The organism is Streptomyces sp. NBC_00878 (assembly GCF_026341515.1).
Lineage (GTDB): Bacteria > Actinomycetota > Actinomycetes > Streptomycetales > Streptomycetaceae > Streptomyces.
In genome coordinates this window covers 3,911,226-3,933,569 of sequence record NZ_JAPEOK010000001.1, presented here as the reverse complement: position 1 = coordinate 3,933,569, position 22,344 = coordinate 3,911,226, and the positions used below count along the sequence as shown (strand labels likewise).

Sequence of the window (22,344 nt, the reverse complement as noted above, 5' to 3'; positions counted from 1 at the left end):
CGTATACCACTTCGTGCCCCACCGTGCGAACAACTTCTGTTATTCGGCGCAAACTGCTGAAAGCAGACGGTCGTTGGGGTTACTGTCAGTTTCGTGTTCGCTGCAGAACGTCGCCAATTGATCCTCGAAATGGTGCGAGCGAATGGGGCCGTGTCGCTCCGTGAGCTCGCCCGCGTCGTCCAGACCTCCGAAGTGACCGTACGGCGGGACGTGCGCGCACTGGAGGCAGAAGGACTCCTCGACCGCCGGCATGGCGGTGCGGTATTGCCGGGCGGGTTCACGCGGGAGTCCGGCTTTCCGCAGAAGTCTCATCTCGCGACCGCCGAGAAGACGGCCATCGCCGATCTCGCCGCAAGTCTCGTCGAAGAGGGCGAGGCCATTGTGGTGGGGGCGGGAACCACGACACAGGAGCTGGCCCGCCGGCTCGCGCGGGTTCCCGGTCTGACCGTCGTCACCAACTCCCTGCTGGTGGCCCAGGCGCTGGCCCACGCCAACCGCGTGGAGGTCGTGATGACCGGCGGCACCCTGCGCGGCTCCAACTACGCCCTGGTCGGCAGCGGGGCCGAGCAGTCCCTCCAGGGGCTGCGGGTCTCCCGGGCCTTCCTGTCGGGGAGTGGACTGACCGCCGAGCGCGGTCTGTCCACCTCCAACATGCTGTCGGCGTCCGTCGACCGCGCGCTGGTGCAGGCGGCCGGCGAGGTCGTCGTCCTCGCCGACCACACCAAGCTCGGCACCGACACGATGTTCCAGACCGTGCCGACCGACGTCATCACCCGGCTCGTCACCGACGAGCCGCCCGCCCACGACGACCGCGCGGGCACCGAACTGCAGGCCCTGGCAGACCAGGGCGTACAGATCGCGGTGGCCGGAGCCGGCGGTGAGGGCGGGGATACGGTCCCGGCGGGGCGTCAGCCGCCACGCCGGGACATGCCGCTGCCCGGCCCCAGGCGGGGTCAGGTCCCCGGTGGAAGCCCGCAGTTGCGCAGTGCGGCCGCGGTTGTGGGGGAACGGGAACAGCCCCAGAGCGAGCGGGCACGGGTCGCGGACCTGCGCCGACGCTGACGGGCCACCGAGGCCGTTGGCGGCCGGTCGGCTCTGACGGACGACGGTCCAGTTCGTACGTCAGGTACCGCGTTCGCGGCAGAACGCAGGTGCAGGTGCAGGTGCAGGTGCAGGTGCAGGTGTGAAGGTGCAGGTCGGCGGTACGTACGTGTCGGGGCGTCAGGCCTTGAGGCCCCGTAGCGTCAGTGTCAGCAGGCGGTCGGCCAACTCCGGGTCGCCCGGGGTCTCTTCGGCGGCCAGCGCGATCGCGTTGGTCAGTTGGAGCAGGTCGCCGATGGAGACATCGGGGCGTACGGCGCCCGCTTGCTGTGCCCGGGCGAGCAGGGCGCTGCCCGCCTCCCGCATCGGACCGCTGCACCGGGCGAGTTCCGAGGTGTCGTCGTGCGAGGCCGTCATGAGCGCACGCGACAGACCGCGGTACTCACCCGCATGGGTGATGATGGCGCGCAGCCACGTCACGAGCGCCGTGCACGGGTGCGGGTCGTCGAGCAGTTCGCGCGAGCGGTCCAGCAGATCGCTCACCGCGTCCGAGAAGACCGCGCTCAGCAGGGCGTGCCGGTTCGGGAAGTGCCGGTACAGCGTGCCGATGCCGACGCCGGCCCGGCGGGCCACGTCTTCCAGGGACGCGTCCGCGCCGTACTCCGCGAACGTGGTCCGTGCCTCCGAGACCAGCCGGTCGTGGTTGCGGCGTGCGTCGGCGCGCAGGCCTGCCGGTGGCTTGGCCATGTGATTCACCTAGCCTCTCCTGCGTGCCGGGGGTCGGGATGTGGTTGCCCGATGCCCGTTTCGTCTGCCCCATTGCTGTCGTCCGGGGGCTGCGGGTTGTGTGTGGCTGGTCGCGCCCACGCGGCGGAGCCGCATATGTCACAGCCCCGCGCCCCTAAAGGGCGAGGCGCCCGGCAGACAGGCTAAGCCTGTCTGCCGGGCGCCTCGGGACGGTGTGTGGGGGTCAATCCTTGATTTCGCAGATGACGGCGCCGGAGGTGACGGAGGCGCCGACCTCGGCGGCCAGGGCCTTGACGGTGCCCGAGCGGTGGGCGTTGAGGGGCTGTTCCATCTTCATGGCCTCCAGGACGACGACCAGGTCGCCCTCCTTGACCTCCTGGCCCTCCTCGACGGCGACCTTGACGATGGTGCCCTGCATGGGGGAGGCGAGGGTGTCGCCGGAGGCGACCGGGCCGGACTTCTTGGCCGCGCGGCGCTTCGGCTTGGCGCCCGCCGCGAGGCCGGTGCGGGCCAGCGACATGCCCAGCGAGATGGGCAGCGAGACTTCCAGGCGCTTGCCGCCGACCTCGACGACGACCGTCTCGCGGCCCGGCTCGTCCTCCACCTCGGTGTCCGTGGGGGCCGCGAAGGGCTTGATCTCGTTGACGAACTCGGTCTCGATCCAGCGGGTGTGGATCGTGAACGGGTCGCCGGAGCCGGTGAGCTCGGGAGCGAACGCCGGGTCGGTGACCACCGCGCGGTGGAAGGGGATGGCGGTCGCCATGCCCTCGACGGTGAACTCGGCGAGCGCGCGGGAGGCCCGCTGAAGGGCCTGCTCGCGGGTGGCGCCGGTGACGATCAGCTTGGCGAGGAGGGAGTCCCAGGCCGGGCCGATGACCGAGCCGGTCTCGACACCCGCGTCCAGCCGGACACCGGGGCCGGACGGCGGCGCGAACGTGGTCACCGTGCCGGGAGCGGGCAGGAAGCCCCGGCCCGGGTCCTCACCGTTGATGCGGAACTCGAAGGAGTGGCCGCGCAGTTCCGGGTCGCCGTAGCCCAGTTCCTCGCCGTCGGCGATACGGAACATCTCGCGGACCAGGTCGATACCGGCGACCTCCTCGGTCACCGGGTGCTCCACCTGAAGGCGGGTGTTGACCTCCAGGAAGGAGATCGTGCCGTCGGTACCGACCAGGAACTCCACCGTGCCCGCGCCGACGTAACCGGCCTCCTTGAGGATCGCCTTGGAGGCGGCGTACAGCTCGGCGTTCTGGGCCTCGGACAGGAACGGCGCCGGGGCCTCCTCGACCAGCTTCTGGTGCCGGCGCTGCAGCGAGCAGTCACGCGTCGAGACGACGACCACGTTGCCGTGGGAGTCGGCCAGGCACTGGGTCTCGACGTGGCGGGGCTTGTCGAGGTAGCGCTCGACGAAGCACTCGCCCCGGCCGAACGCGGCGACGGCCTCGCGGACGGCCGAGTCGTACAGTTCCGGGACCTCGTCGAGGGTGCGGGCCACCTTCAGGCCGCGGCCGCCGCCGCCGAAGGCCGCCTTGATGGCGATCGGCAGGCCGTGCTCCTCGGCGAAGGCCACGACCTCCTCGGCGCCCGACACCGGATCCGGCGTACCCGCCACCAGCGGGGCACCGGCGCGCTGGGCGATGTGGCGGGCCGCCACCTTGTCGCCGAGGTCGCGGATGGCCTGCGCGGGCGGGCCGATCCAGATCAGCCCGGCATCCAGGACCGCCTGCGCGAAGTCGGCGTTCTCGGAAAGGAAGCCGTACCCGGGGTGGATCGCGTCTGCCCCGGAATCCTTGGCCGCCTGCAGCACCTTGGCCATGTCGAGGTAGCTGGTCGCGGGGGTGTCACCGCCCAGCGCGAACGCCTCGTCGGCGGCCCGCACATGCAGTGCGTCCCGGTCCGGCTCGGCGTACACCGCCACGCTCGCGATACCGGCGTCTCGGCACGCCCGGGCGACACGGACAGCGATTTCGCCACGGTTGGCGATCAACACCTTGCGCACGTTGGCTCCCTCTCCTTGAAACAAGCCGAGTTTAGGGACTGCCGACACGACGTATCGACCCGTCCCCGGTGGTGAGCTTGCCCACACGGAGCGTGATACGAGGCCTGCTCGCCCACGAAATCCCTTGTCGCACCGCGGTACGCAGGGGGCTTCCCAAGAACCCTAGCCCTCCGATGTGGGCAAGGTCTCTGTGAGAGCGTGCTGCCGCCCACCGCGTTTCTTTGTGGAGTCCCTACGAATGGCCCAATGAATCTTTGCCCGCCGCAGATCCCTTGTCCCGCGGTTTACCCGTTAGTAGCGTGCACGCTGCTGAAGAAAGTCTGCGGCCCGAAGGGCCCCGTTGAGGGGCGGTGGTCGGGCGGCGGGTGGGAGCACTTGAGGTAACAGCAGTCTTGATCGAGCGGCAATCGAGTGGCAGTCGAAAGTGGGTGGGGACCGGTGGTCCGCAGACCGGTGGCGTGGGTGACCGCGATCGTGCTCTTCGTGGAGGCGATCGGCATCGCGTTGGTCAACTGGTTCATGGGGGTCGTCGTCGACCGGCAGGACATGTCCCTGGCGGGGCTCGACCCCGACGTGATGTCCATGTCCTCGAAGGTCGCGGGCCTGCTCTTCGGCCTCTACTTCGCGCTCTGCGGTGTCGTCGCGCTGCGCGTCGGCCTGCGCGACCGAGCCCCCGCCGGCCTCGGCCGCATCCTGCTGTTCAGCGCCGCGGTGGTGCACGCCCTGCTCGGCGCGTTCACGGTCGGCCTGGTGGGCTGGGGCGCGTTCGCCTTCATGATGGTGGTGCTCGGCCTGATCGTGCTCATCTTCATGACGTACGACCGTCAGGGCGGTGCCGCCGCCTCCGACGCGGGCCTGGACGACGCCAAGCCGGACGGTGGTGCCACGGGTGGCGGCGCCACGGATGGTGGTGTCGCGGGTGGCGGCAATGGCGGAACGCCGGTCATACCGCCTCCGACGCCCTCGACCTCCTGACCGCCCGTCCCGCTTCCGCTTCCGCTTCCGCGTCCCGTCACGCTTCGCTCGATGTCCACAACTCCGTGATTCCGACGCCCAGTTCGGCCAGCAGACGGCGTACCAACGACAGCGAGATCCCGATCACGTTGCCGTGGCTGCCGTCGATGCCGTCGATGAACGGGGCCGAGCGGCCGTCGAGCGTGAACGCCCCGGCGACGTGGAGGGGCTCGCCCGACGCCACGTACGCGGCGATCTCGGCGTCGCTCGGCTCGCCGAAGCGGACCACGGTGGAGGCGACCCCCGAGGCATACCGTCCGGCCGCCGTGTCCCAGACGCAGTGGCCGGTCTGCAGCGTGCCCGCCCGGCCGCGCATCGCCTTCCAGCGCGCGGTCGCCTCCTCGGTGTCGGCGGGCTTGCCGTACGCCACGCCGTCCAGTTCGAGCACCGAGTCGCAGCCGATCACCAGGGCGCCCTTGACCTCCGGCTTCGCCGCCACCACGGACGCCTTCGCCTCGGCCAGCGCGAGCGCCAGCTCCGCGGGGGTCGGGGCGGTCACGGCGTCCTCGTCGACCCCGCTGACGATGACCTCGGGGGTGAGTCCGGCCTGGCGCAGCAGCCCGAGCCGGGCGGGGGACTGGGAGGCGAGGACGAGTCGGCGGAGTGGCTGATCAGTCATGCGGCCAGGGTATCGGCGGGGCCGCGGGGGCCTCACATCACGCCGAGCACGATCATCGCGAGCACCGCTGCCAGCGCCAGGAGAACGCCCAGCCGCCGCAACATGTCCTGCATGTCGCGCAGTTCCTTCGGCGGCTCGTTCTCCGGGTCGGACCACAGCATGCGAACGATCGTGACTCCGGTGCGGTCCCGGACGCCTGAGTACGCGTACTCATCTTGACTAAAAGGGCCTGGGGTTTCATTAGAGCTCGCCTCCCTGCTACCGTTCCCGGCGTAACTAAAGGGACTCTGATCCCATTAGGAAGGGATGTGTCGTGTTCACCACCGCCTGGACCGCCTCGCCCCAGTCGCCCAGTACGGGCTTCACGCCGAACTGGTCGCAGGAGGGCTTCTGGCGGCAGTCCCTGCGTCAGGTCGTCAGCCTCGGCGCGGGCGGCGACCGGGTCCGTATCCGCCTCTCGAACGCGTACGGGACCTCGCCGCTGCGGATCGCGGGGGCGACGGTCGCCCGTACGGCCCGCGGAGCCGCCGTGCGGCCGGACTCGGTCCGGCGGCTCACCTTCGCGGGGTCCGCGTCCGCCGACGTCCCGGCGCGCGGGGAGATCATCGGCGATGCGGCCGAACTCGCCCTGGAATCAGGCGATTCGGTGACGGTCACCCTTCATCTGGACGCCGTCACCGGACCCGCGACCTTCCATGCGCAGGCCTTCACCACCAGCTACCGGGGCGCGGGCGATCTCCTGGAGGACACCGGGGGCGAGGCCTTCGACGAGGTCAGTGAATCCTGGTACTTCCTGTCCGGCGTCGACGTCTCCGCGGGGCGTACGGACGCCGTCGCCCTGTTCGGCGACTCGATCACCGACGGGTTCGGGTCCACGCCGGGCGCGAACCGGCGCTGGTCCGACGCCCTCGCCGAGCGCACGCGGCGGCCCGTTCTCAACGCGGGCATCGGCGGGAACCTGCTGCTCAACGACTCGGCCTGGTACGGGGAGAAGGGCGTCCGGCGTGTCGAGCGGGACGTGTTCGCGCTCGCGGGCGTCGACACGCTTGTCGTTCTGCTGGGGCTCAACGACATCGGCTTCAGCGAGACGGACGAACAGCCCACGTATCGGCCCGCGCCGCGGGTGGAAGTGGGTGAACTCATCGCGGGGCACCGGGAGTTGATACGGCAGGCCCGGGAGCGGGGGGTGCGGGTCGTGGGGGCGACCCTGCTGCCTTTCGGGGGGTCTGACCACTGGGGGGAGCGGGCGGCGAAGGTGAGTCATGAGCTGAACGAATGGATTCGTTGCTCGGGGGAGTACGACGTGGTCGCCGATCTCCACCGGGCGCTGGGTGATCCCGCCTCGCCGGATGTGCTGCGGGGTGCGTACGACTTCGGCGATCACTTGCACCCGAATGATGCCGGGTACGCGGTGATGGCCGAAGTCGTTGCCGCCGTTCTTTGACTGCGGGTGCGCTGTGGCTTGTCGCGCCCACGCGGCGGAGCCGCATATGTCACAGCCCCGCGCCCCTCAGGGGGCGCTCCTTAACCGGGCCAGAAGGTGCGGGCCCATGTGCGTGGGCCCGGGGTGGGCAGGCGTCTCTGGGCCACTCTGGATGGGTCGGACCAGGCTGCTCGTTCCTGTGTCGCGCCGGGCGGGGCGGTTGCCGCCGCCGCGGCGCGGGCCTGGACCACCGCCAGTGCGGCGGCCAGCTCCTCGGGGGTCGGATTGCCCCGTACGACCTTGATCATGATCGTTCCCGCTCTCGACTCTTGATTCTCAATTCTCGACACTCTCGGCCGGCGTTCTACAGCGGGATGTTGCCGTGCTTCTTCGGCGGCAGGGACTCCCGCTTCGTACGCAGCGAGCGCAGGCCGCGTACGACGTGGGAGCGGGTGTCGGACGGCAGGATCACGCCGTCGATGTAGCCGCGCTCGGCCGCCGTGTAGGGGTTGAGGAGCGTGTCCTCGTACTCCTGGATCAGGCGGGCCCGGGTGGCTTCCTGCTCGTCGTCCGGGACCCCGGCGATGGTGCGGCGGTGCAGGATGTTCACCGCGCCCTGCGCGCCCATCACGGCGATCTGGGCGGTCGGCCAGGCGAGGTTGAGATCGGCACCCAGGTGCTTGGAGCCCATGACGTCGTACGCCCCGCCGAAGGCCTTGCGGGTGATGACCGTGATGAGCGGGACCGTGGCCTCCGCGTACGCGTAGATCAGCTTCGCGCCTCTGCGGATGATGCCCGTGTGCTCCTGGTCGACGCCGGGGAGGAAGCCGGGGACGTCCACGAACGTGATGACGGGGACGTTGAAGGCGTCGCAGGTGCGGACGAAGCGGGCCGCCTTCTCGCTCGCGTCGATGTCGAGGCAGCCCGCGAACTGCATCGGCTGGTTGGCGACGAGGCCCACCGGTTGGCCCTCGACCCGGCCGAAGCCGGTGAGGATGTTCGGCGCGAACAGCGGCTGGGTCTCGAAGAACTCGGCGTCGTCCAGGACGTGTTCGAGGACCGTGTGCATGTCGTACGGCTGGTTCGCGCTGTCCGGGATCAGCGTGTCGAGCTCGCGGTCCTCGTCCGTCAGGGTCAGGTCCGCCTCCTCCGGGAAGGCGGGCGGCTCGCTGAGGTTGTTCGACGGGAGGTAGGACAGCAGCGACTTGACGTACTCGATCGCGTCCTTCTCGTCGCCCGCCATGTGATGGGCCACGCCCGACACCGCGTTGTGCGTGCGCGCGCCGCCCAGTTCCTCGAAGCCGACGTCCTCGCCGGTGACCGTCTTGATGACGTCGGGACCGGTGATGAACATGTGCGAGGTCTGGTCGACCATCACCGTGAAGTCGGTGATCGCGGGGGAGTAGACGGCGCCACCCGCGCAGGGGCCGACGACCAGGCTGATCTGCGGAATCACGCCCGAGGCGTGGGTGTTGCGGCGGAAGATCTCGCCGTACATGCCGAGCGCCGAGACGCCCTCCTGGATCCGGGCGCCGCCCGAGTCGTTGATGCCGATGACCGGACAGCCGGTCTTCAGCGCGAAGTCCATCACCTTCATGATCTTCTGGCCGTAGACCTCGCCGAGGGCGCCGCCGAAGACCGTGAAGTCCTGGGAGAACACGGCGACCGGGCGGCCGTCCACCGTGCCGTAGCCGGTCACGACCCCGTCGCCGTACGGGCGGTTGTCCGCCAGTCCGAAGTCCGTCGAGCGGTGCTGCGCGAACTCGTCGAACTCCACGAAGGAGCCCTCGTCCAGCAGCAGTTCGATCCGCTCACGAGCCGTCAACTTGCCCTTGGCGTGCTGCTTTTCGACGGCACGTGCCGAGCCGGCGTGCGTCGCCTCGTCGATGCGGCGCCGCAGATCCGCGAGCTTGCCCGCGGTGGTGTGGATGTCGATCTCGTGCTGCTGTTCCGGCTCGGACATCGGGACGCGGCTCCCTGCCTGCTCAGTGGGGACGTGAGGGTGAGGTGACGTGAGGTGACGGTGAAGTGCTGAGACGTGCTGAACGGTGCTCAGAAGGGGGGTTGGCTACTCATCCGTAGCGTAATGGCGGGCATACCGTTCGGCAGTGCGGCGTTTACCACACTCCCCTTCCCTTTGCGGGTTGTAAGATCAGCGCGTCGCGGCGGGACACGCCGGAGGGGTGACGTCACGAGAGTGGTTGAGCGCCCGTGAACCTCAGCCCGTCAGGGCTGGAATCCGTCCCCTTCTGCGGGGCGGAGGATGTCAAACCTAGGGTGGGTTGCATGACGACGCCACCAGGTGCACAAGGAAACCCGTCCAACGAGCCGGGTGAGCCGGGGCCGAGCCGCTGGTCCGACCTCGGCCGGCCTCCCCTCAACGCCGCCTCCCTGCGCCGGGCCCTGGTGCGAGACGGCGGACTGTGGAGTTCCCTCGACGTGGTGGCCGCGACCGGGTCCACCAACTCCGACCTCGTCGCCCGCGCCGCGGAGGGCAAGGCGGACGAGGGCGCGGTCCTCGTCGCGGAGGAGCAGAACGCCGGACGGGGGCGCCTCGACCGCCAGTGGACGGCGCCCGCCCGCTCGGGCCTCTTCGTCTCCGTCCTCCTGAAGCCCACCGGGGTGCCCGTCGAGCGCTGGGGCTGGCTGCCGCTGCTCACCGGGGTCGCGGTCGCGACGGGGCTCTCCAGGGCGGCCGGGGTCGACACGGCTCTCAAGTGGCCCAACGACCTGCTGGTCACCGTGGACGGCCAGGAACGCAAGACCGGCGGCATCCTCGCCGAGCGTGCATCGTCCGACGCGGTCGTCGTCGGCATCGGCATCAACGTCACGCTCCGCGAGGACGAGCTGCCCGTGCCGGGTGCCGGTTCACTCGCCCTCGCGGGAGCGACGACCACGGACCGTGACACGGTGCTGCGGGCCGTCCTCCGCTCTCTCGAACAGTGGTACGAGAAATGGCGGCATGCGGGCGGCGACCCTGCCGCGTCCGGCCTCCAGGAGACGTACGCCGCCGGATGCGCCACCCTCGGCAGGGTCGTACGGGCCGAGCTGCCCGGCGGAAAGTCGATCACCGGGGAGGCGGTGGCCGTGGACGGCGACGGGCGCTTGGTCCTGGCGACGGCGGAGGGCGTGCAGCAGCCCGTGGGGGCGGGGGACATCGTGCATCTGCGGCAGGCGGGGGGCACGGGGGATGCGGGAGACGCGGGAGACGCGGGGGGCCGGTGAGGGGCGCGCCCGGCGGGTTGTCTGCGAGAGCCTGCGAGGGTCTGCGGGGCACTTCGTGCCTGGTGGTGAGCGTGGAGGGCGCGCGCGTCGTACGAGAGGGAGCGAGCAGCCGGTCGTACGCGTGAGTAGGGGTCATGGGTCGTTCGGCCTCGCCGGTCCGGAGTGAGCCAGAGCACACCTGCCGTAGAGTTGAGGCCGGTCGATACCTGACCGCGGCAGATCGGAAGGGCAGCAGGCGTGACTGTCGACGACACGGGCTCCGGCACGGGTAACCCCGCCTCCGACGGTGAGTCGGGGCGTACCGCCGGGTCTGTCGCCGACACGGCGGCCACGCGGGTCGATCGGGCCGAGGCGCACGCGCGGGTGGAGGAGCAAGACCGAGTGGACGCGCAGAACGGCCAAAGCGGAATGGGCACGGCGGAGACGCCGGGCCGGGCTGAGGCGATGGGCGGGGCGAGTACGTCGGGCGAGGCGGGACCGTCGGGCGGCGCTGAGGTGTCGGGTGCGGCGGGGACGCCGGGCCGGGCGGAGACGCCGGGCCGGGCTGAGGCGTCGGGTGACGCGGGATCGTCGGGTGACGCGGGATCGTTGGGCCGGGCGGAGCCGTCGAGTGTGGCGGGGATGCCGGGTGCGGCGGGGGCGCCGGATCGGGCTGAGGCGTCGGGGCGGGCACGTATGCCCGGCCGGTGGGAGGCGTCGGGCAGGGCGGATTTGCCGGGCCGGGCTGGGGCGTCGGGCGAGGTGGGTACGCCGGGTCGGTCGGAGATGTCAGGTCGGCCTGAGGTGCCGGGCGGGGGCGGGGGCGGGGCCTCTGGCTCGGGCCGGGCTGAGGCGTCGCGTGGGGCGGAGACGGCGGGTTCCGGGCGGGGCGAGGCGTCGCGTGGCGCGGAGAGCTCCGGCCGGGGCGAGGGATCGCGTGGCGCGGAGAGCTCTGGTCGGGGCGAGGGATCGCGTGGGGCGGAGAGTTCCGGTCGGAGTGAGGCGTCGGAGCGTGCTGAGGCGCAGGCCGCCGCCTCCGAGGATGACCCGCTGGCCCTGCGCCTCGAACAGCTCATCCTCGGTGCCGAGCGCCGCTACACCCCCTTCCAGGCCGCCCGCAGCGCGGGCGTCTCCGTGGAGCTGGCCACCCGGTTCTGGCGCGCCATGGGCTTTGCGGACATCGGGCAGGCCAAGGCGCTCACAGAGGCCGACGTACTCGCCCTGCGTCGGCTCTCCGGTCTGGTGGAGGCCGGGCTGCTGAGCGAGGCGATGGCGGTCCAGGTCGCCCGTTCCACCGGCCAGACCACCGCCCGGCTGGCCGAGTGGCAGATCGACTCCTTCCTGGAGGGCCTCACCGAGCCCCCGGAACCGGGCATGACCCGCACCGAGGTCACGTACCCCCTCGTCGAGCTGCTCCTGCCCGAGCTGGAGGAGTTCCTCGTCTATGTCTGGCGGCGCCAGCTCGCCGCCGCGACCGGCCGTGTCGTGCAGGCGGCGGACGACGAGGAGATGGTCGACCGCCGGCTGGCCGTCGGCTTCGCCGATCTCGTCGGCTTCACGCGGCTGACCCGCCGCATGGAGGAGGAGGAACTGGGCGAACTCGTCGAGGCCTTCGAGACCACGGCGGCGGATCTGGTGGCCGCGCACGGCGGGCGCCTGATCAAGACACTGGGCGACGAGGTGTTGTACGCGGCCGACGACGCGGGCCTCGCCGCCGAGATCGCGCTCCGCCTGATCGAGACCATGGCCCACGACGAGACCATGCCCGAGCTGCGCGTCGGCCTCGCCTTCGGCACGGTGACCACCCGTATGGGCGATGTCTTCGGTACGACCGTCAACCTCGCGTCCCGGTTGACCTCGATAGCCCCGAAGGACGCCGTCCTGGTGGACGGGGCGTTCGCCGAGGAAGTCACGCGGACAGGGGACGCGCCCGCCTCCGAGGCCGCGGCTGCGGAGGAAGCCGCCGCCGCGGAGAAGGAGGGCGAGGAGCCGCCGGCGTACCGCTTCGTGCTTCAGCCGATGTGGCAGCGGGCGGTGCGGGGGCTGGGCGTGGTCGAGCCGTGGCTGCTGAGCCGGCGCAGCAACCAGCCGCATTAACGAGCCGCAGTGGGCAGCGGTTGCTCGTCCTCTGCTACCTGACCTACTCGTCTGCTACCTGACCTACTCGTCGTTTCCGCCGAGGCAGAAGCCCACGATCGGTACGCACAGGCCTGTGCCGGGGCGGGCGGGATTCTGGGATGCGCCGGAGGGCGCCGGAGCCGGGGCCGAGGGTGTGGCGGCGGGGGGTCGAGGGGCCGCCGGTTGTCGTCCTGCTCGGGTGGGTGGGTTGGTGGTGCTGGTGATGGGGCGGATGCTCTGGAAGGCGCCGGAGGGGTTGGGGGCGGGGTTGAGGATCGAGTGGGTGCCTGTCTGACCTGGGATTCCGGTCGGGCCTGTGGCTCCGCTTGGTGATCCCGGTGATCCCGGTGCGCCTGGTGATCCATGGGGTGCCGATCCGTTCGGCCCGTTCGGGTTGTTGATCCTGTTGATCTCGCTGAGTTCGTTCGGTTTTGAGGTGGATGCCGTTCCCGAGGGGGACGTGCTCGCCGTGGGTGTGTCTCCCGCCGCCGGTCCCGCGTCGTCCTGCGCCGTGTCCTCCGTGGCGCCGGCCGAACTCGGGTCGATGTCCGAGGCCTCCAGGCCCGTGCCTCCGCCGGTGGGCTGGGGCGTCATGCGGAGCAGGCTCAGGGCTCCCGCGGCCAGGGCGAGGCCGCCGACCGCGAACAGGGTTCGGCGGGGGCGGGGTTTGCGGTGGCGTCCGCGGGGGCGGTCGAGGACGGGCTCCGGTGGTGTTGTCTCCGGTGTGGCCGTGGTTGCTTGCGTCGTTGCCGTGTTCGGCATGTGGATCCCCTCCCCGATGCGAGTTCGCCCCCGGCGCGGTGTCGCGGTGCGCAGGTTATGTGGGTGGTGGGGTGGTTCGGGGTGAGTCGGGTCGGCCGTCACCCGAACGGGGAGTTGTCCGACGGCTTGGGGGTGGTTGCGGGTCCGTGGGGGTTTCTTTCGCCCCCGCCGCCCCTACCCATTCCCGTCCCTGCCTCGGGGGCGCTGCCCCCAGAAGTGACAGGAATGGGTAGGGGCGGCGGGGGCGAAAAACTACTCCCCAGGCCACTCCGGCCGGCGCTTCTCGTTGAACGCCGCCACTCCCTCCGCCCGGTCCCCCGAAAAGGCGACCGAACGCCACGCCGCGTCCTCGATCTCCAGGCCCGTCCGGAGATCGAGCCCATGCCCAAGCCGCAGCGCCCGCTTCGCGGCCCGCAGCCCCACCGGAGAGTTCGCGGCGATACGCGTGGCCAGCGCCAACCCCTCCGCCCGGTCCTCGCCCACGGCGACCAGGACATCGACCAGCCCCAGCTCCCGCGCCTCCGACGCCTCCACCCGCCGCGCCGAGAAGATCAACTCGGCCGCCCGCGCCGCCCCCACCCGCCGCGGCAGCAGCTGCGTACCCCCGCCCCCGGGAATGACGCCGACCGACACCTCGGGCAGCCCCACCACGGCCGTACCGTCCGCCACGATCAGATCGCAGGCCAGGGCCAGCTCGAAGCCACCGCCCAGCGCGAACCCGTGCACGGCGGCGACGGTGGGCATCGGCAGCTCCAGTACGCCGGTGTACGCGGCCCGCGCCACCGGACGCTGACGGACCAGCTCGGCGTCCGTGAGGGAGTTGCGCTCCTTCAGGTCGGCGCCGACGCAGAAGGCCCGCTCGTGGGTGGAGGTGAGGACGACCGCCCGCACCTCCCGGTCCGCGGCCAGGGCCTCGCACGCCGCGGTGATCGAGCGGGCCATCTCCGTCGACACCGCGTTCATGGCCTTGGGCCGGTCCAGGACGAGTTCCGCTACGTACGAGGAGGCATGGCGCCGCACCACGACGTACTCCCCGAACCGCTGTTCCACCCGCTGTTCCGCGCTCTGATCCGCCCTCTGATCCGCGCCTTGCTCGGACATGAGACCCTCCCGGTCCACGTTAACGCCGGTTAACTCCCGCACTTCGATCATTCCAGCCGCCCGCCTCCAAAGAAAGCCCCGCCCCGGACCCCTGTTCGCCGCCCCGATGTCCCAAAACGATACAAAACTACCTAACCTGGAGTGATGGGCGGTGACGATGTGCGATTGAGGGCCGTGGTGGCGCTGGCGCAGGGCATGGCCGCCGCGCACGCCCCCCGGGAGTCGTGGCGCGCGGCGGCGGCCGGAGCCTGCCGGGCGCTCGGCGGGAGCTTCGCCGCGCTGTCCGTGTGGGAGCGGGAGCTCGGGCGGCTGCGCGTCCTGGCGAACGTGGGGGAGCGGGCCCGGGACGAGGAGGAGTTCCCGGAGGACGAGGCATACCCCGTGCACCAGTTTCCGGAGATCACCGAGTTCCTGCACGAACTCTGGATCGGCGGCGGCGAACCCAACGCCTGGGTGGAGACGGCCGACGGGCCGGCCACGGGGCGCGCCGAGTACTGCCATCAGCGCGTCGCCGCCCTGCGCAGGCGCGGTCGCGGGTGCTGTGTCGTCGCGCCGATCGTCCTGCACGGGCGGGCCTGGGGGGAGTTGTATGTGGCCCGGCCTGCCGGAGCCCCCGTCTTCGATCGCGCCGACGCCGATTTCGCGACCGTCCTCGCCTCCGTGGTCGCCGCCGGGATCGCGCAGACCGAACGTCTGGAGGAGGCCCGCCGCCTCGCCTTCACCGACGCGCTCACCGGCCTCGCGAACCGCCGTGCCGTGGACATGCGGCTGGACGAGGCCATCGAACGCCACCGTGCCGAGGGCGTGGTCGTGAGTCTCGTCGTGTGCGACCTCAACGGCCTCAAGCGCGTCAACGACACCCAGGGCCATGCCGTCGGCGACCGGCTCCTGGAACGGTTCGGGTCCGTCCTCTCGCTGTGCGGCGCGATGCTGCCCGGCACGCTCGCCGCCCGCCTCGGCGGCGACGAGTTCTGCCTGCTGGCCGTGGGCCCGGCCGCCGACGAGGTCGTCCGCGTCGCCGACGAACTGTGCCACCGCGCCGCCGAGTTGGAGCTCGGCGAGGGTGTCGCGTGCGGGGTCGCGTCGACCGAGGACCCGCTCGGGCCCGTCCGCTCCGCCCGCCGCCTCTTCCGCCTCGCCGACGCGGCCCAGTACCGCGCCAAGGCCGTACGCGCCGCGAAGCCCGTCGTCGCGGGCCGCGAGGGGCCGGACGACCCCGTCGTACGCCTCGCCGACGCACCCCCGCCCGCGGCGGCCGAACGCCGGCGGTTCCGCGGTCGTCGGTAGGGCTGCCCCGTCCGTCCGTCCCGGTGGGGTCCTGTGTGTAAGGACCCAACCCGCCACCCACTAGTGACACCGAGGCATTCACTGCGTACGCTCCTGAATATGGATATGCACACTGTGGTGGTGGGGACGACGGGTGTCACCGCGTCCGACGTTCTCGCCGTGGCGCGCGGCGGCGCCCGGGTCGAGCTCTCCGGCGAGGCGGTGTCCGCGCTCGCCGCGGCCCGCGAGATCGTGGACGCGCTGGCGGCCAAGCCGGAGCCCGTGTACGGGGTCTCCACCGGCTTCGGAGCCCTCGCGACCCGGCACATCAGCCCCGAGCTGCGCGCCCAGCTGCAGCGCAACATCGTGCGGTCGCACGCCGCCGGAATGGGGCCGCACGTCGAGCGCGAGGTCGTCCGCGCCCTGATGTTCCTGCGGCTGAAGACCGTGTGCTCGGGGCATACCGGCGTCCGTCCGTCCGTCGCCCGGACCATGGCCGACATCCTCAACGCCGGTATCACCCCGGTCGTCCACGAGTTCGGCTCCCTCGGCTGCTCCGGCGACCTCGCGCCCCTCTCCCACTGCGCCCTCACGCTCATGGGTGAGGGGGATGCCGAGGGTCCGGACGGAACGATTCGCCCGGCCGGTGAACTCCTCGCCGCGCACGGCATCGAACCCGTCGAGCTGCGCGAGAAGGAGGGCCTGGCCCTCCTCAACGGCACCGACGGCATGCTCGGCATGCTGGTCATGGCCCTCGCCGACCTCGACACCCTCTACAAGTCCGCCGACATCACCGCGGCCCTCTCCCTCGAAGCGCTCCTCGGGACCGACCGGGTCCTCGCCCCCGAGCTGCACGCCATCCGGCCCCACCCGGGCCAGGCCGCCAGCGCCGCCAACATGCTGGCCGTGCTGAAGGGTTCGGAGCTGACCGGGCACCACCAGGACGACGCGCCCCGCGTCCAGGACGCGTACTCCGTGCGCTGCGCCCCGCAGGTCGCGGGCGCCGGCCGCGACACCATGGCCCACGCCCGGCTGGTCGCCGACCGCGAACTCGCCTCCGCCGTCGACAACCCCGTCGTCCTGCCCGACGGCCGCGTCGAGTCGAACGGCAACTTCCACGGCGCCCCCGTCGCGTACGTCCTGGACTTCCTCGCCATCGCCGCCGCCGACCTCGGCTCCATCACCGAGCGCCGCACGGACCGGCTCCTCGACAAGAACCGCTCGCACGGCCTGCCGCCGTTCCTCGCGGACGACGCCGGTGTCGACTCCGGCCTGATGATCGCTCAGTACACGCAGGCCGCCCTGGTCAGCGAGATGAAGCGGCTCGCCGTCCCGGCCTCCGCCGACTCCATCCCGTCCTCCGCCATGCAGGAGGACCACGTCTCGATGGGCTGGTCGGCCGCCCGCAAGCTCCGTACGGCCGTCGACCACCTGACGCGGATCGTCGCCATCGAGCTGTACGCCGGCGCGCGGGCCGTCGAACTGCGCACGGGCCTCACCCCGGCGCCCGCCTCGCAGGCCGCGATCTCCGCCGCCCGCGCCGCCGGTGTCGCGGGCCCGGGACCGGACCGCTTCCTCGCCCCGGACCTGGCCGCCGCCGACGCCTTCGTACGCGGCGGCCACCTGGTCGCGGCCGTGGAACCCGTAACGGGCCCGCTGGCGTAGGGGCCTTGGGGTTCCGGACTTCCAGACCTCGGACTTCTGGGGTTCCGGGGTTCCTTCGGGTGTACGAGAGCGGGGGCGCCGCCGCGTTGCGACGCCCCCGTCGGAAACTGTGCTAGGGTCTCTAACGAAACGTTTTTGGTACCCATTAACTTTGTGCGCCTGAAAGGAATCCTCTCTCAGGCGCGTTTTGTTTTTCCGGTCATTTCCGGATGGGAGCCACCTATCTTGGAGAAATGACATGGCTACTGGCACCGTGAAGTGGTTCAACGCGGAAAAGGGCTTCGGCTTCATCGAGCAGGACGGCGGCGGCGCCGACGTCTTCGCCCACTACTCGAACATCGCCACCTCGGGCTTCCGTGAGCTGCAGGAGGGCCAGAAGGTCTCCTTCGACGTCACGCAGGGTCAGAAGGGCCCGCAGGCGGAGAACATCGTCCCCGCCTAATTCCGGGACGCGTAACACGCGAGCCGGGGCCCGCACCTTCGGGTGCGGGCCCCGGCTTGTGCTGTCCGTGTGTTCTTGAACACGGGTAACCGTGAGGCCCAGGAAGGAATTCCAGATCCAGCATGACTCGATCCGAACATCCTGAACGACCCGTCGGCAAACGACCGGCGAATTCCCGGGGTACCCGCGGTTCTCGTGGCACGCGCGGCGGAGCCCCGGCGGCTTCCGCGAACGGTGGCGCCAGGAACGTACGCAAGAAGCCGTCCCAGCAGTCGACGGCGCCGCGGGAGTTCACCCTGCCGCAGACGCTGACGCCCGCGCTGCCCGCCGTCGAGTCCTTCGACGCGCTGGACATGCCGGCCGCACTGACCAAGACCCTCACCGCCCAGGGCGTCACCGAGCCGTTCCCGATCCAGGGCGCGACGCTCCCCAACTCCCTCGCCGGGCGCGACATCCTCGGCCGGGGCCGCACCGGCTCGGGCAAGACCCTCGCCTTCGGCCTCGCGCTGCTCGCCCGCACGGCCGGCCGACGTGCCGAGCCCAAGGCGCCGCTCGCGCTCGTCCTCGTCCCCACGCGCGAACTCGCGCAGCAGGTCACCGACGCGCTCACGCCGTACGCCACGGCCGTGAACCTGCGGCTCGCGACCGTTGTCGGCGGGCTCTCCATCGGCAAGCAGTCCGGTCTGCTGCGACGCGGTGCCGAGGTGCTCGTGGCCACGCCCGGGCGCCTCAAGGACCTCATAGACCGGGGCGACTGCACCCTCGCCCAGGTCGGCATCACCGTCCTCGACGAGGCCGACCAGATGGCCGACATGGGGTTCATGCCCCAGGTCACGGCGCTGCTCAACCAGGTCGAGCCGGACGGGCAGCGGATGCTGTTCTCCGCGACCCTGGACAAGAACATCGACAAGCTCGTACGGATGTTCCTCACGGACCCCGTCGTGCACTCCGTCGACCCCTCGGCGGGCGCGGTGACGACGATGGAGCACCACGTGCTGCACGTCGCCGACGAGACCGACAAGAAGGCCGTCGCCATGCGGATCGCCGCGCGCGACGGGCGCGTGATCCTCTTCGTCGACACCAAGCGCTCCGCCGACCGCTTCGCCAAGCGGCTGCTGGCCAGCGGTGTGCGGGCCTCCGCGCTGCACGGCGGACGGTCCCAGCCGCAGCGGAACCGGACCCTCGACCAGTTCAAGACGGGGCTCGTGACCGCTCTCGTCGCCACGAACGTCGCCGCTCGCGGGATTCACGTCGACGATCTCGACCTCGTCGTGAACATCGATCCGCCGGTCGACCACAAGGACTATCTCCACCGGGGCGGGCGTACCGCTCGCGCGGGGGAGTCAGGGAGCGTCGTCACGCTCGTTCTTCCCGAGCAGAAGCGGGAGATGACCCAGCTGATGGCCAACGCCGGGATCAGTCCGCGGACGGTTCGGATCAAGTCCAGCGACGAGGAGCTCGTACGGATCACGGGGGCTCGGGAGCCGTCCGGGGTGCCTGTGGTCATTCCCGTACCGGAGCCGGTTGCCGCGCAGGCTCAGCCGAAGTCGCAGCCGCGGGCTCGGCGGGGTGGTGGTGGGCGTGGGGCGCCCGCCGGGGCGCGGTCCGGCGCCGGCACCAGTGGGGGTTCGCGGGGGCGTGGTGGTGCGGGTTCTTCGCGTGCGCGTGGAGGCCAGGGGGGCGGGCGTCGGTCCGCCTGACAGCTCGGCGGGGAATGTGGGTTGGCGGCTGCGGGTCCGATGTGGCTTGTCGCGCCCACGATGGGGGTCCCCCCGCTCGAGCGAAGCCGAGAGTGGGGGAGGAGCCGCACAATGTCACAGCCCCGCGCCCCTGAAGACGTGCCCTGTGCTCGAAAGCGCGTCAAGTAGCCCGGATCGCCACGTCGTTCGTGATCGTGAAGAAGAAGTTGGCCTGCACTGACGTGCCCGTTGGGGTGGTCAGGGTCGTGCTCGGGTGCTTCGTCGTGGTTTTGCGGTCGACCATGTCGTCCGTGATGCGGCCCACCCGTACCGGGGCGGCTGCCTCGGTGGGGCGTAGGAAGACGTCCCACAGCGGCTTGTCGGTGTCTGTGGGGCGGGGCAGGGTCGTGATGTCGGCCCGGAACGTTCGTTCCCCCGTGAGCGTTGCCGGGGTTTCGAAGTCGTACGGTCTGCCGTCGCGGGAGACGCCCAGCAGGGCCGCGCCCTCGCCAAGGGCGGCTCCTAGGAGTGTGCCTTCCACGGACAGGGAGCCCTCGTCGGTGCGGAGGGCGGTGGCCTCCGCGTGGGCCGGGCGGTGGAAGGTCCGTAGCGCCAGATGGCCGGCCTTGGTCGGGTACGGGATCCACCAGGCGAACGGGCTGCCCGGAGCCGGTTTCGCGCTCAACAGGCCGCGCTGCTCTACCAGTTCGGCCCTGAGCCGGCGCCGTGCGCCGTCCTCGGCGCGCTCGACGTACAGGTCCCAGCGGCCTTCCGCCAGGGTGAGCCGACGCAGGGAAAGGTCCGCCGTCCAGGGCGAGTTCGTGCCGTTCGGGCGTTCCAGCGGAACGCGGGTCTCGTTGTCGTCGCCGTGCCGGTGACGTAGGACCAGCGTGAGGTCCTTGCCGGACACCCCTGACGCGCTCACCGCGATCCGTACGCCGCCGGTCGAGTCGGTCGTGCAGTCGGCTGTCGGGCGCAGGGCGTGCGGTTGGCCTTCAGCGGCCTGCGGGGCCGTCTGTGGTGCTTCCACGGGGCGGGAGCGCGTGCCGCGGGGCAGCAGCGCGGCGAGTGTCCGGCGCAGTTGGCGTGTGACCTTTGTCGCCATCGGGGCCCGGGCCTCGCGCAGTTCGCCGAACAGCTGCTCGTACTGGTCCGCGATCGTGTCGGGAGCGAACCGCTGAACGCTCTTCCTGGCCGCCTCGCCCATCAGCCGACGCTGGTCCGCGTTCTCGATGAGCTTCAGCAGCCCGGCCGCGAACGCGTCCGCGTCTCCCGGCGGTACGAGCAGTCCGTCGGAGCCGTCGGTGATGATCTCCCCGGGGCCGTGCGGGCAGTCGGTGGCCACCACCGGGACGCCGGCGTGCATGGCCTCCAGGATCGTCATGCCGAAGGACTCCCAGTCCGAACTCACGGCGGCGACCGAGGCCTTGGCCCACTCGGTCTCCATCCTCGGGTGGGGGCCCATGAGGAACACGTGGTCGTTCAGGCGGAGCCCGTCGACGGCGGCGCGCAGGCGGGCCCGTTCCGGACCCTGACCGTAGATCCGCAGCCGCCACTCAGGCCGTACCGCGACGACCCGGGCGAAGGCCTCGATGAGCAGGTCGTAGCGCTTGACCCGCGTCAGCCGGCCCGCGGCGACCACTAACGGGGCCTGTACGTCGGAGCGTTCGGCCTTCGGCCGGGGCGCGGCGTTCGGGACGTCGAGGATCCGCGTGCTCAGCCCTGGCAGGTGGATACGGTGGTCGGCGGCGTCCTGGGCGGAGACGGTGACGAAGGCGTCCAGGCGCGCGATGGCCTCGTTCTGCGCGGCGCGTACGCCCGGGACGTGGTTGTCGTACGACAGGTGCTCCTGTCCTACGCGCACGTAGCGGCGCGAGCCGTGCTCGGCCAGGAAGACCACCAGGGCCGGGCGGGTCGCGACGACGATGTCCGCGTCCGTCCGGTCGAGGAAGTCGCGGAGTCGCTCGTCCGCGAGCTCGGTGTAGCGGTGGGCGAGGACCTCGGTGGGCGGAACGACCGTGGAGGAGCGCGCCATGAGCGGGTTCCCGCCGTCGTACGTCGGCGCATCGGGGCGTTCGTCGACGAGCGGGACGAGACGGACCTTGCGGTCCACCCCTAGTACGGGTCTCTCCTCGCTGCGGAAGACCGAGACGATCTCCACGTCATGCCGCGTGGCCAGCGCACCGGCGAGGTTGAGCGTGGAGCGCACCGTGCCGCCGATGGCATAAGCGTTGTGCAGCAAGAAGGTGATCTTCACGTGGGCGGCTCCCTGTGCACGCGGTGTGGAGAAACAGCAGGGAGACCATCAGTACAGGGTCGTACGCTCCCGGCGTACCGAATACACCACGAAACCGGCTCCCAGACCCAGGAAAAGGGTGCCACCTACCACGTACGGGGTCGTGTCGAAGCTTCCTGTGTCGGCCAGTTGTGCCTGGCCGGAAGACTTGGTCGAGTTCCCCTCGGACGTCGAGCTCTCCTCGGACGTCTCGGTCCTGGCCTCGGCCGCAGCCTCGGTTCGCAGGGTCGTGGTCGTCGCTGTCTGTGTTCTGTGCTCCGCCGTCCCGTCCCCGGTCGCGTTGGCGGACGGGACGAACCACAGGGCACCCAGGAGGGTCCCCGCGGCGGTGGCGGTCAGCAACGATCGACGTGCGGACACGGAATATCGATCCCCTTGTGACGCTGGCGAATTGGCCGTGTGGGCCGATGTTAGTGAAAGGTGCGGGTCACGGGAAAGTCACGGTGGTGAAGAGTCGTACGCTCCGACGTATGAGCACTCCTGAGACATCACGTTTTGTACGACTGCGCGTGGAATTGGTCGTCGAGGTCGACGACGAGAACGCGCTCACCAAGGCCGCGCTGGAGCGCGTCGCCGAGGATCCCGACGTCGCGCCGGACGAGCGGGCGCACGCCGAGAGCACAGTGACGGAAGACACTGCCGAGGCCCTCGCGTATCTCGTCGACCCGTTCGACCTGGTCAGTGAGGTGCCCGGGGTCGAACTCGCGCAGGCTTCCTGGAGCAGTGAGCAGATCGAGTACGACCCCGATTCGCCGGACTGGGACCTCGACGAGGATGATGAGGCACGAGACGACGAAGAAGTGGTCGGCTGAGGCAGCTGTGCGGGAATCGTGACCCGGGCGGCAACCGCCGCCCGGGTTTTGTCGTCTCAAGGGGCGCAGGGACCGGCACCCGCACCAGTGGCATCAGCCACACCGGTCGGATCGACGACGATCCGGCGTGGCCGGATAGCGATCGACGTGGTGTGCCCC

Annotated in this window: 19 protein-coding genes and 1 pseudogene; 10 read left to right on the top strand and 10 right to left on the bottom strand. The window is 70.9% G+C overall.

Annotated elements, in window-relative coordinates; genetic code table 11:
• Nucleotides 1–93: 93 nt before the first annotated feature.
• Nucleotides 94–1,062: a DeoR/GlpR family DNA-binding transcription regulator gene (locus OHA11_RS16390; RefSeq protein WP_266496876.1), complete on the top strand. Its 969-nt coding sequence runs from the start codon at nt 94–96 to the stop codon at nt 1,060–1,062.
• Nucleotides 1,063–1,221: 159 nt separating this feature from the next.
• Here OHA11_RS16390 and OHA11_RS16385 read toward each other — a convergent pair whose 3' ends face one another.
• Nucleotides 1,222–1,788 (bottom strand): TetR/AcrR family transcriptional regulator, encoded by a 567-nt coding sequence (locus OHA11_RS16385; RefSeq protein WP_266496871.1) that lies wholly within the window; start codon nt 1,786–1,788, stop codon nt 1,222–1,224.
• A 223-nt stretch (nt 1,789–2,011) separates the two neighbouring features.
• Nucleotides 2,012–3,784 carry a biotin carboxylase N-terminal domain-containing protein gene (locus tag OHA11_RS16380; protein ID WP_266496870.1) on the bottom strand — a complete coding sequence of 591 codons (1,773 nt, stop codon included), beginning with the start codon at nt 3,782–3,784 and terminating at the stop codon, nt 2,012–2,014.
• Nucleotides 3,785–4,222: 438 nt separating this feature from the next.
• Between OHA11_RS16380 and OHA11_RS16375 the strand changes: the two genes are divergently transcribed.
• Nucleotides 4,223–4,759 (top strand): hypothetical protein, encoded by a 537-nt coding sequence (locus OHA11_RS16375; RefSeq protein WP_266496868.1) that lies wholly within the window; start codon nt 4,223–4,225, stop codon nt 4,757–4,759.
• Between the two features lie 37 nt (nt 4,760–4,796).
• On the opposite strand, the gene OHA11_RS16370 is transcribed toward OHA11_RS16375, so the two are convergent.
• Together OHA11_RS16370 and mmpB are read right to left on the bottom strand one after the other, a co-directional pair.
• Complete coding sequence (locus OHA11_RS16370) at nt 4,797–5,417, bottom strand: nucleoside triphosphate pyrophosphatase (protein ID WP_266496867.1); 621 nt, start codon at nt 5,415–5,417, stop codon at nt 4,797–4,799.
• 32 nt (nt 5,418–5,449) lie between these two features.
• Complete coding sequence (gene mmpB, locus OHA11_RS16365) at nt 5,450–5,578, bottom strand: morphogenic membrane protein MmpB (RefSeq protein WP_143636837.1); 129 nt, start codon at nt 5,576–5,578, stop codon at nt 5,450–5,452.
• A gap of 152 nt (nt 5,579–5,730) precedes the next feature.
• Here mmpB and OHA11_RS16360 point away from each other — a divergent pair, with 152 nt between their 5' ends.
• Entirely contained in the window at nt 5,731–6,861 is a 1,131-nt protein-coding gene (locus OHA11_RS16360) for an SGNH/GDSL hydrolase family protein (RefSeq protein ID WP_266496865.1), read from the top strand.
• An 80-nt stretch (nt 6,862–6,941) separates the two neighbouring features.
• On the opposite strand, the gene OHA11_RS16355 is transcribed toward OHA11_RS16360, so the two are convergent.
• Together OHA11_RS16355 and OHA11_RS16350 are read right to left on the bottom strand one after the other, a co-directional pair.
• Nucleotides 6,942–7,151 carry an acyl-CoA carboxylase epsilon subunit gene (locus tag OHA11_RS16355; protein WP_266507219.1) on the bottom strand — a complete coding sequence of 70 codons (210 nt, stop codon included), beginning with the start codon at nt 7,149–7,151 and terminating at the stop codon, nt 6,942–6,944.
• A 53-nt stretch (nt 7,152–7,204) separates the two neighbouring features.
• On the bottom strand, nt 7,205–8,803 hold the full coding sequence (locus tag OHA11_RS16350; RefSeq protein ID WP_266496863.1) for an acyl-CoA carboxylase subunit beta: 1,599 nt from the start codon (nt 8,801–8,803) through the stop codon (nt 7,205–7,207).
• A 323-nt stretch (nt 8,804–9,126) separates the two neighbouring features.
• Here OHA11_RS16350 and OHA11_RS16345 point away from each other — a divergent pair, with 323 nt between their 5' ends.
• Together OHA11_RS16345 and OHA11_RS16340 are read left to right on the top strand one after the other, a co-directional pair.
• Entirely contained in the window at nt 9,127–10,065 is a 939-nt protein-coding gene (locus tag OHA11_RS16345; protein ID WP_266496861.1) for a biotin--[acetyl-CoA-carboxylase] ligase, read from the top strand.
• A 1,020-nt stretch (nt 10,066–11,085) separates the two neighbouring features.
• Nucleotides 11,086–12,141, top strand: a pseudogene (locus tag OHA11_RS16340) (adenylate/guanylate cyclase domain-containing protein); the annotation flags it as partial.
• A 63-nt stretch (nt 12,142–12,204) separates the two neighbouring features.
• On the opposite strand, the gene OHA11_RS16335 reads toward OHA11_RS16340, so the two are convergent.
• Nucleotides 12,205–12,924 (bottom strand): hypothetical protein, encoded by a 720-nt coding sequence (locus OHA11_RS16335; protein ID WP_266496860.1) that lies wholly within the window; start codon nt 12,922–12,924, stop codon nt 12,205–12,207.
• A gap of 252 nt (nt 12,925–13,176) precedes the next feature.
• Complete coding sequence (locus OHA11_RS16330; RefSeq protein ID WP_266496859.1) at nt 13,177–14,025, bottom strand: enoyl-CoA hydratase/isomerase family protein; 849 nt, start codon at nt 14,023–14,025, stop codon at nt 13,177–13,179.
• A gap of 144 nt (nt 14,026–14,169) precedes the next feature.
• Between OHA11_RS16330 and OHA11_RS16325 the strand changes: the two genes are divergently transcribed.
• The 4 genes from OHA11_RS16325 (at nt 14,170) to OHA11_RS16310 (ending at nt 19,098) form a co-directional block, all read left to right on the top strand.
• Nucleotides 14,170–15,312 carry a diguanylate cyclase gene (locus tag OHA11_RS16325; RefSeq protein WP_266496858.1) on the top strand — a complete coding sequence of 381 codons (1,143 nt, stop codon included), beginning with the start codon at nt 14,170–14,172 and terminating at the stop codon, nt 15,310–15,312.
• Between the two features lie 105 nt (nt 15,313–15,417).
• Entirely contained in the window at nt 15,418–16,956 is a 1,539-nt protein-coding gene (gene hutH, locus OHA11_RS16320; RefSeq protein WP_266507217.1) for a histidine ammonia-lyase, read from the top strand.
• Between the two features lie 238 nt (nt 16,957–17,194).
• A complete protein-coding gene (locus tag OHA11_RS16315) occupies nt 17,195–17,398 on the top strand; it encodes a cold-shock protein (protein WP_053661143.1) in 204 nt (67 codons plus the stop codon).
• A gap of 122 nt (nt 17,399–17,520) precedes the next feature.
• Nucleotides 17,521–19,098 (top strand): DEAD/DEAH box helicase, encoded by a 1,578-nt coding sequence (locus OHA11_RS16310; protein WP_266496853.1) that lies wholly within the window; start codon nt 17,521–17,523, stop codon nt 19,096–19,098.
• A 160-nt stretch (nt 19,099–19,258) separates the two neighbouring features.
• On the opposite strand, the gene OHA11_RS16305 is transcribed toward OHA11_RS16310, so the two are convergent.
• Nucleotides 19,259–21,334 (bottom strand): glycosyltransferase family 4 protein, encoded by a 2,076-nt coding sequence (locus OHA11_RS16305; protein WP_266496851.1) that lies wholly within the window; start codon nt 21,332–21,334, stop codon nt 19,259–19,261.
• Between the two features lie 48 nt (nt 21,335–21,382).
• Complete coding sequence (locus tag OHA11_RS16300) at nt 21,383–21,733, bottom strand: LPXTG cell wall anchor domain-containing protein (protein ID WP_266496849.1); 351 nt, start codon at nt 21,731–21,733, stop codon at nt 21,383–21,385.
• 110 nt (nt 21,734–21,843) lie between these two features.
• Between OHA11_RS16300 and OHA11_RS16295 the strand changes: the two genes are divergently transcribed.
• Complete coding sequence (locus OHA11_RS16295) at nt 21,844–22,185, top strand: hypothetical protein (RefSeq protein WP_266496848.1); 342 nt, start codon at nt 21,844–21,846, stop codon at nt 22,183–22,185.
• Nucleotides 22,186–22,344: the final 159 nt, after the last annotated feature.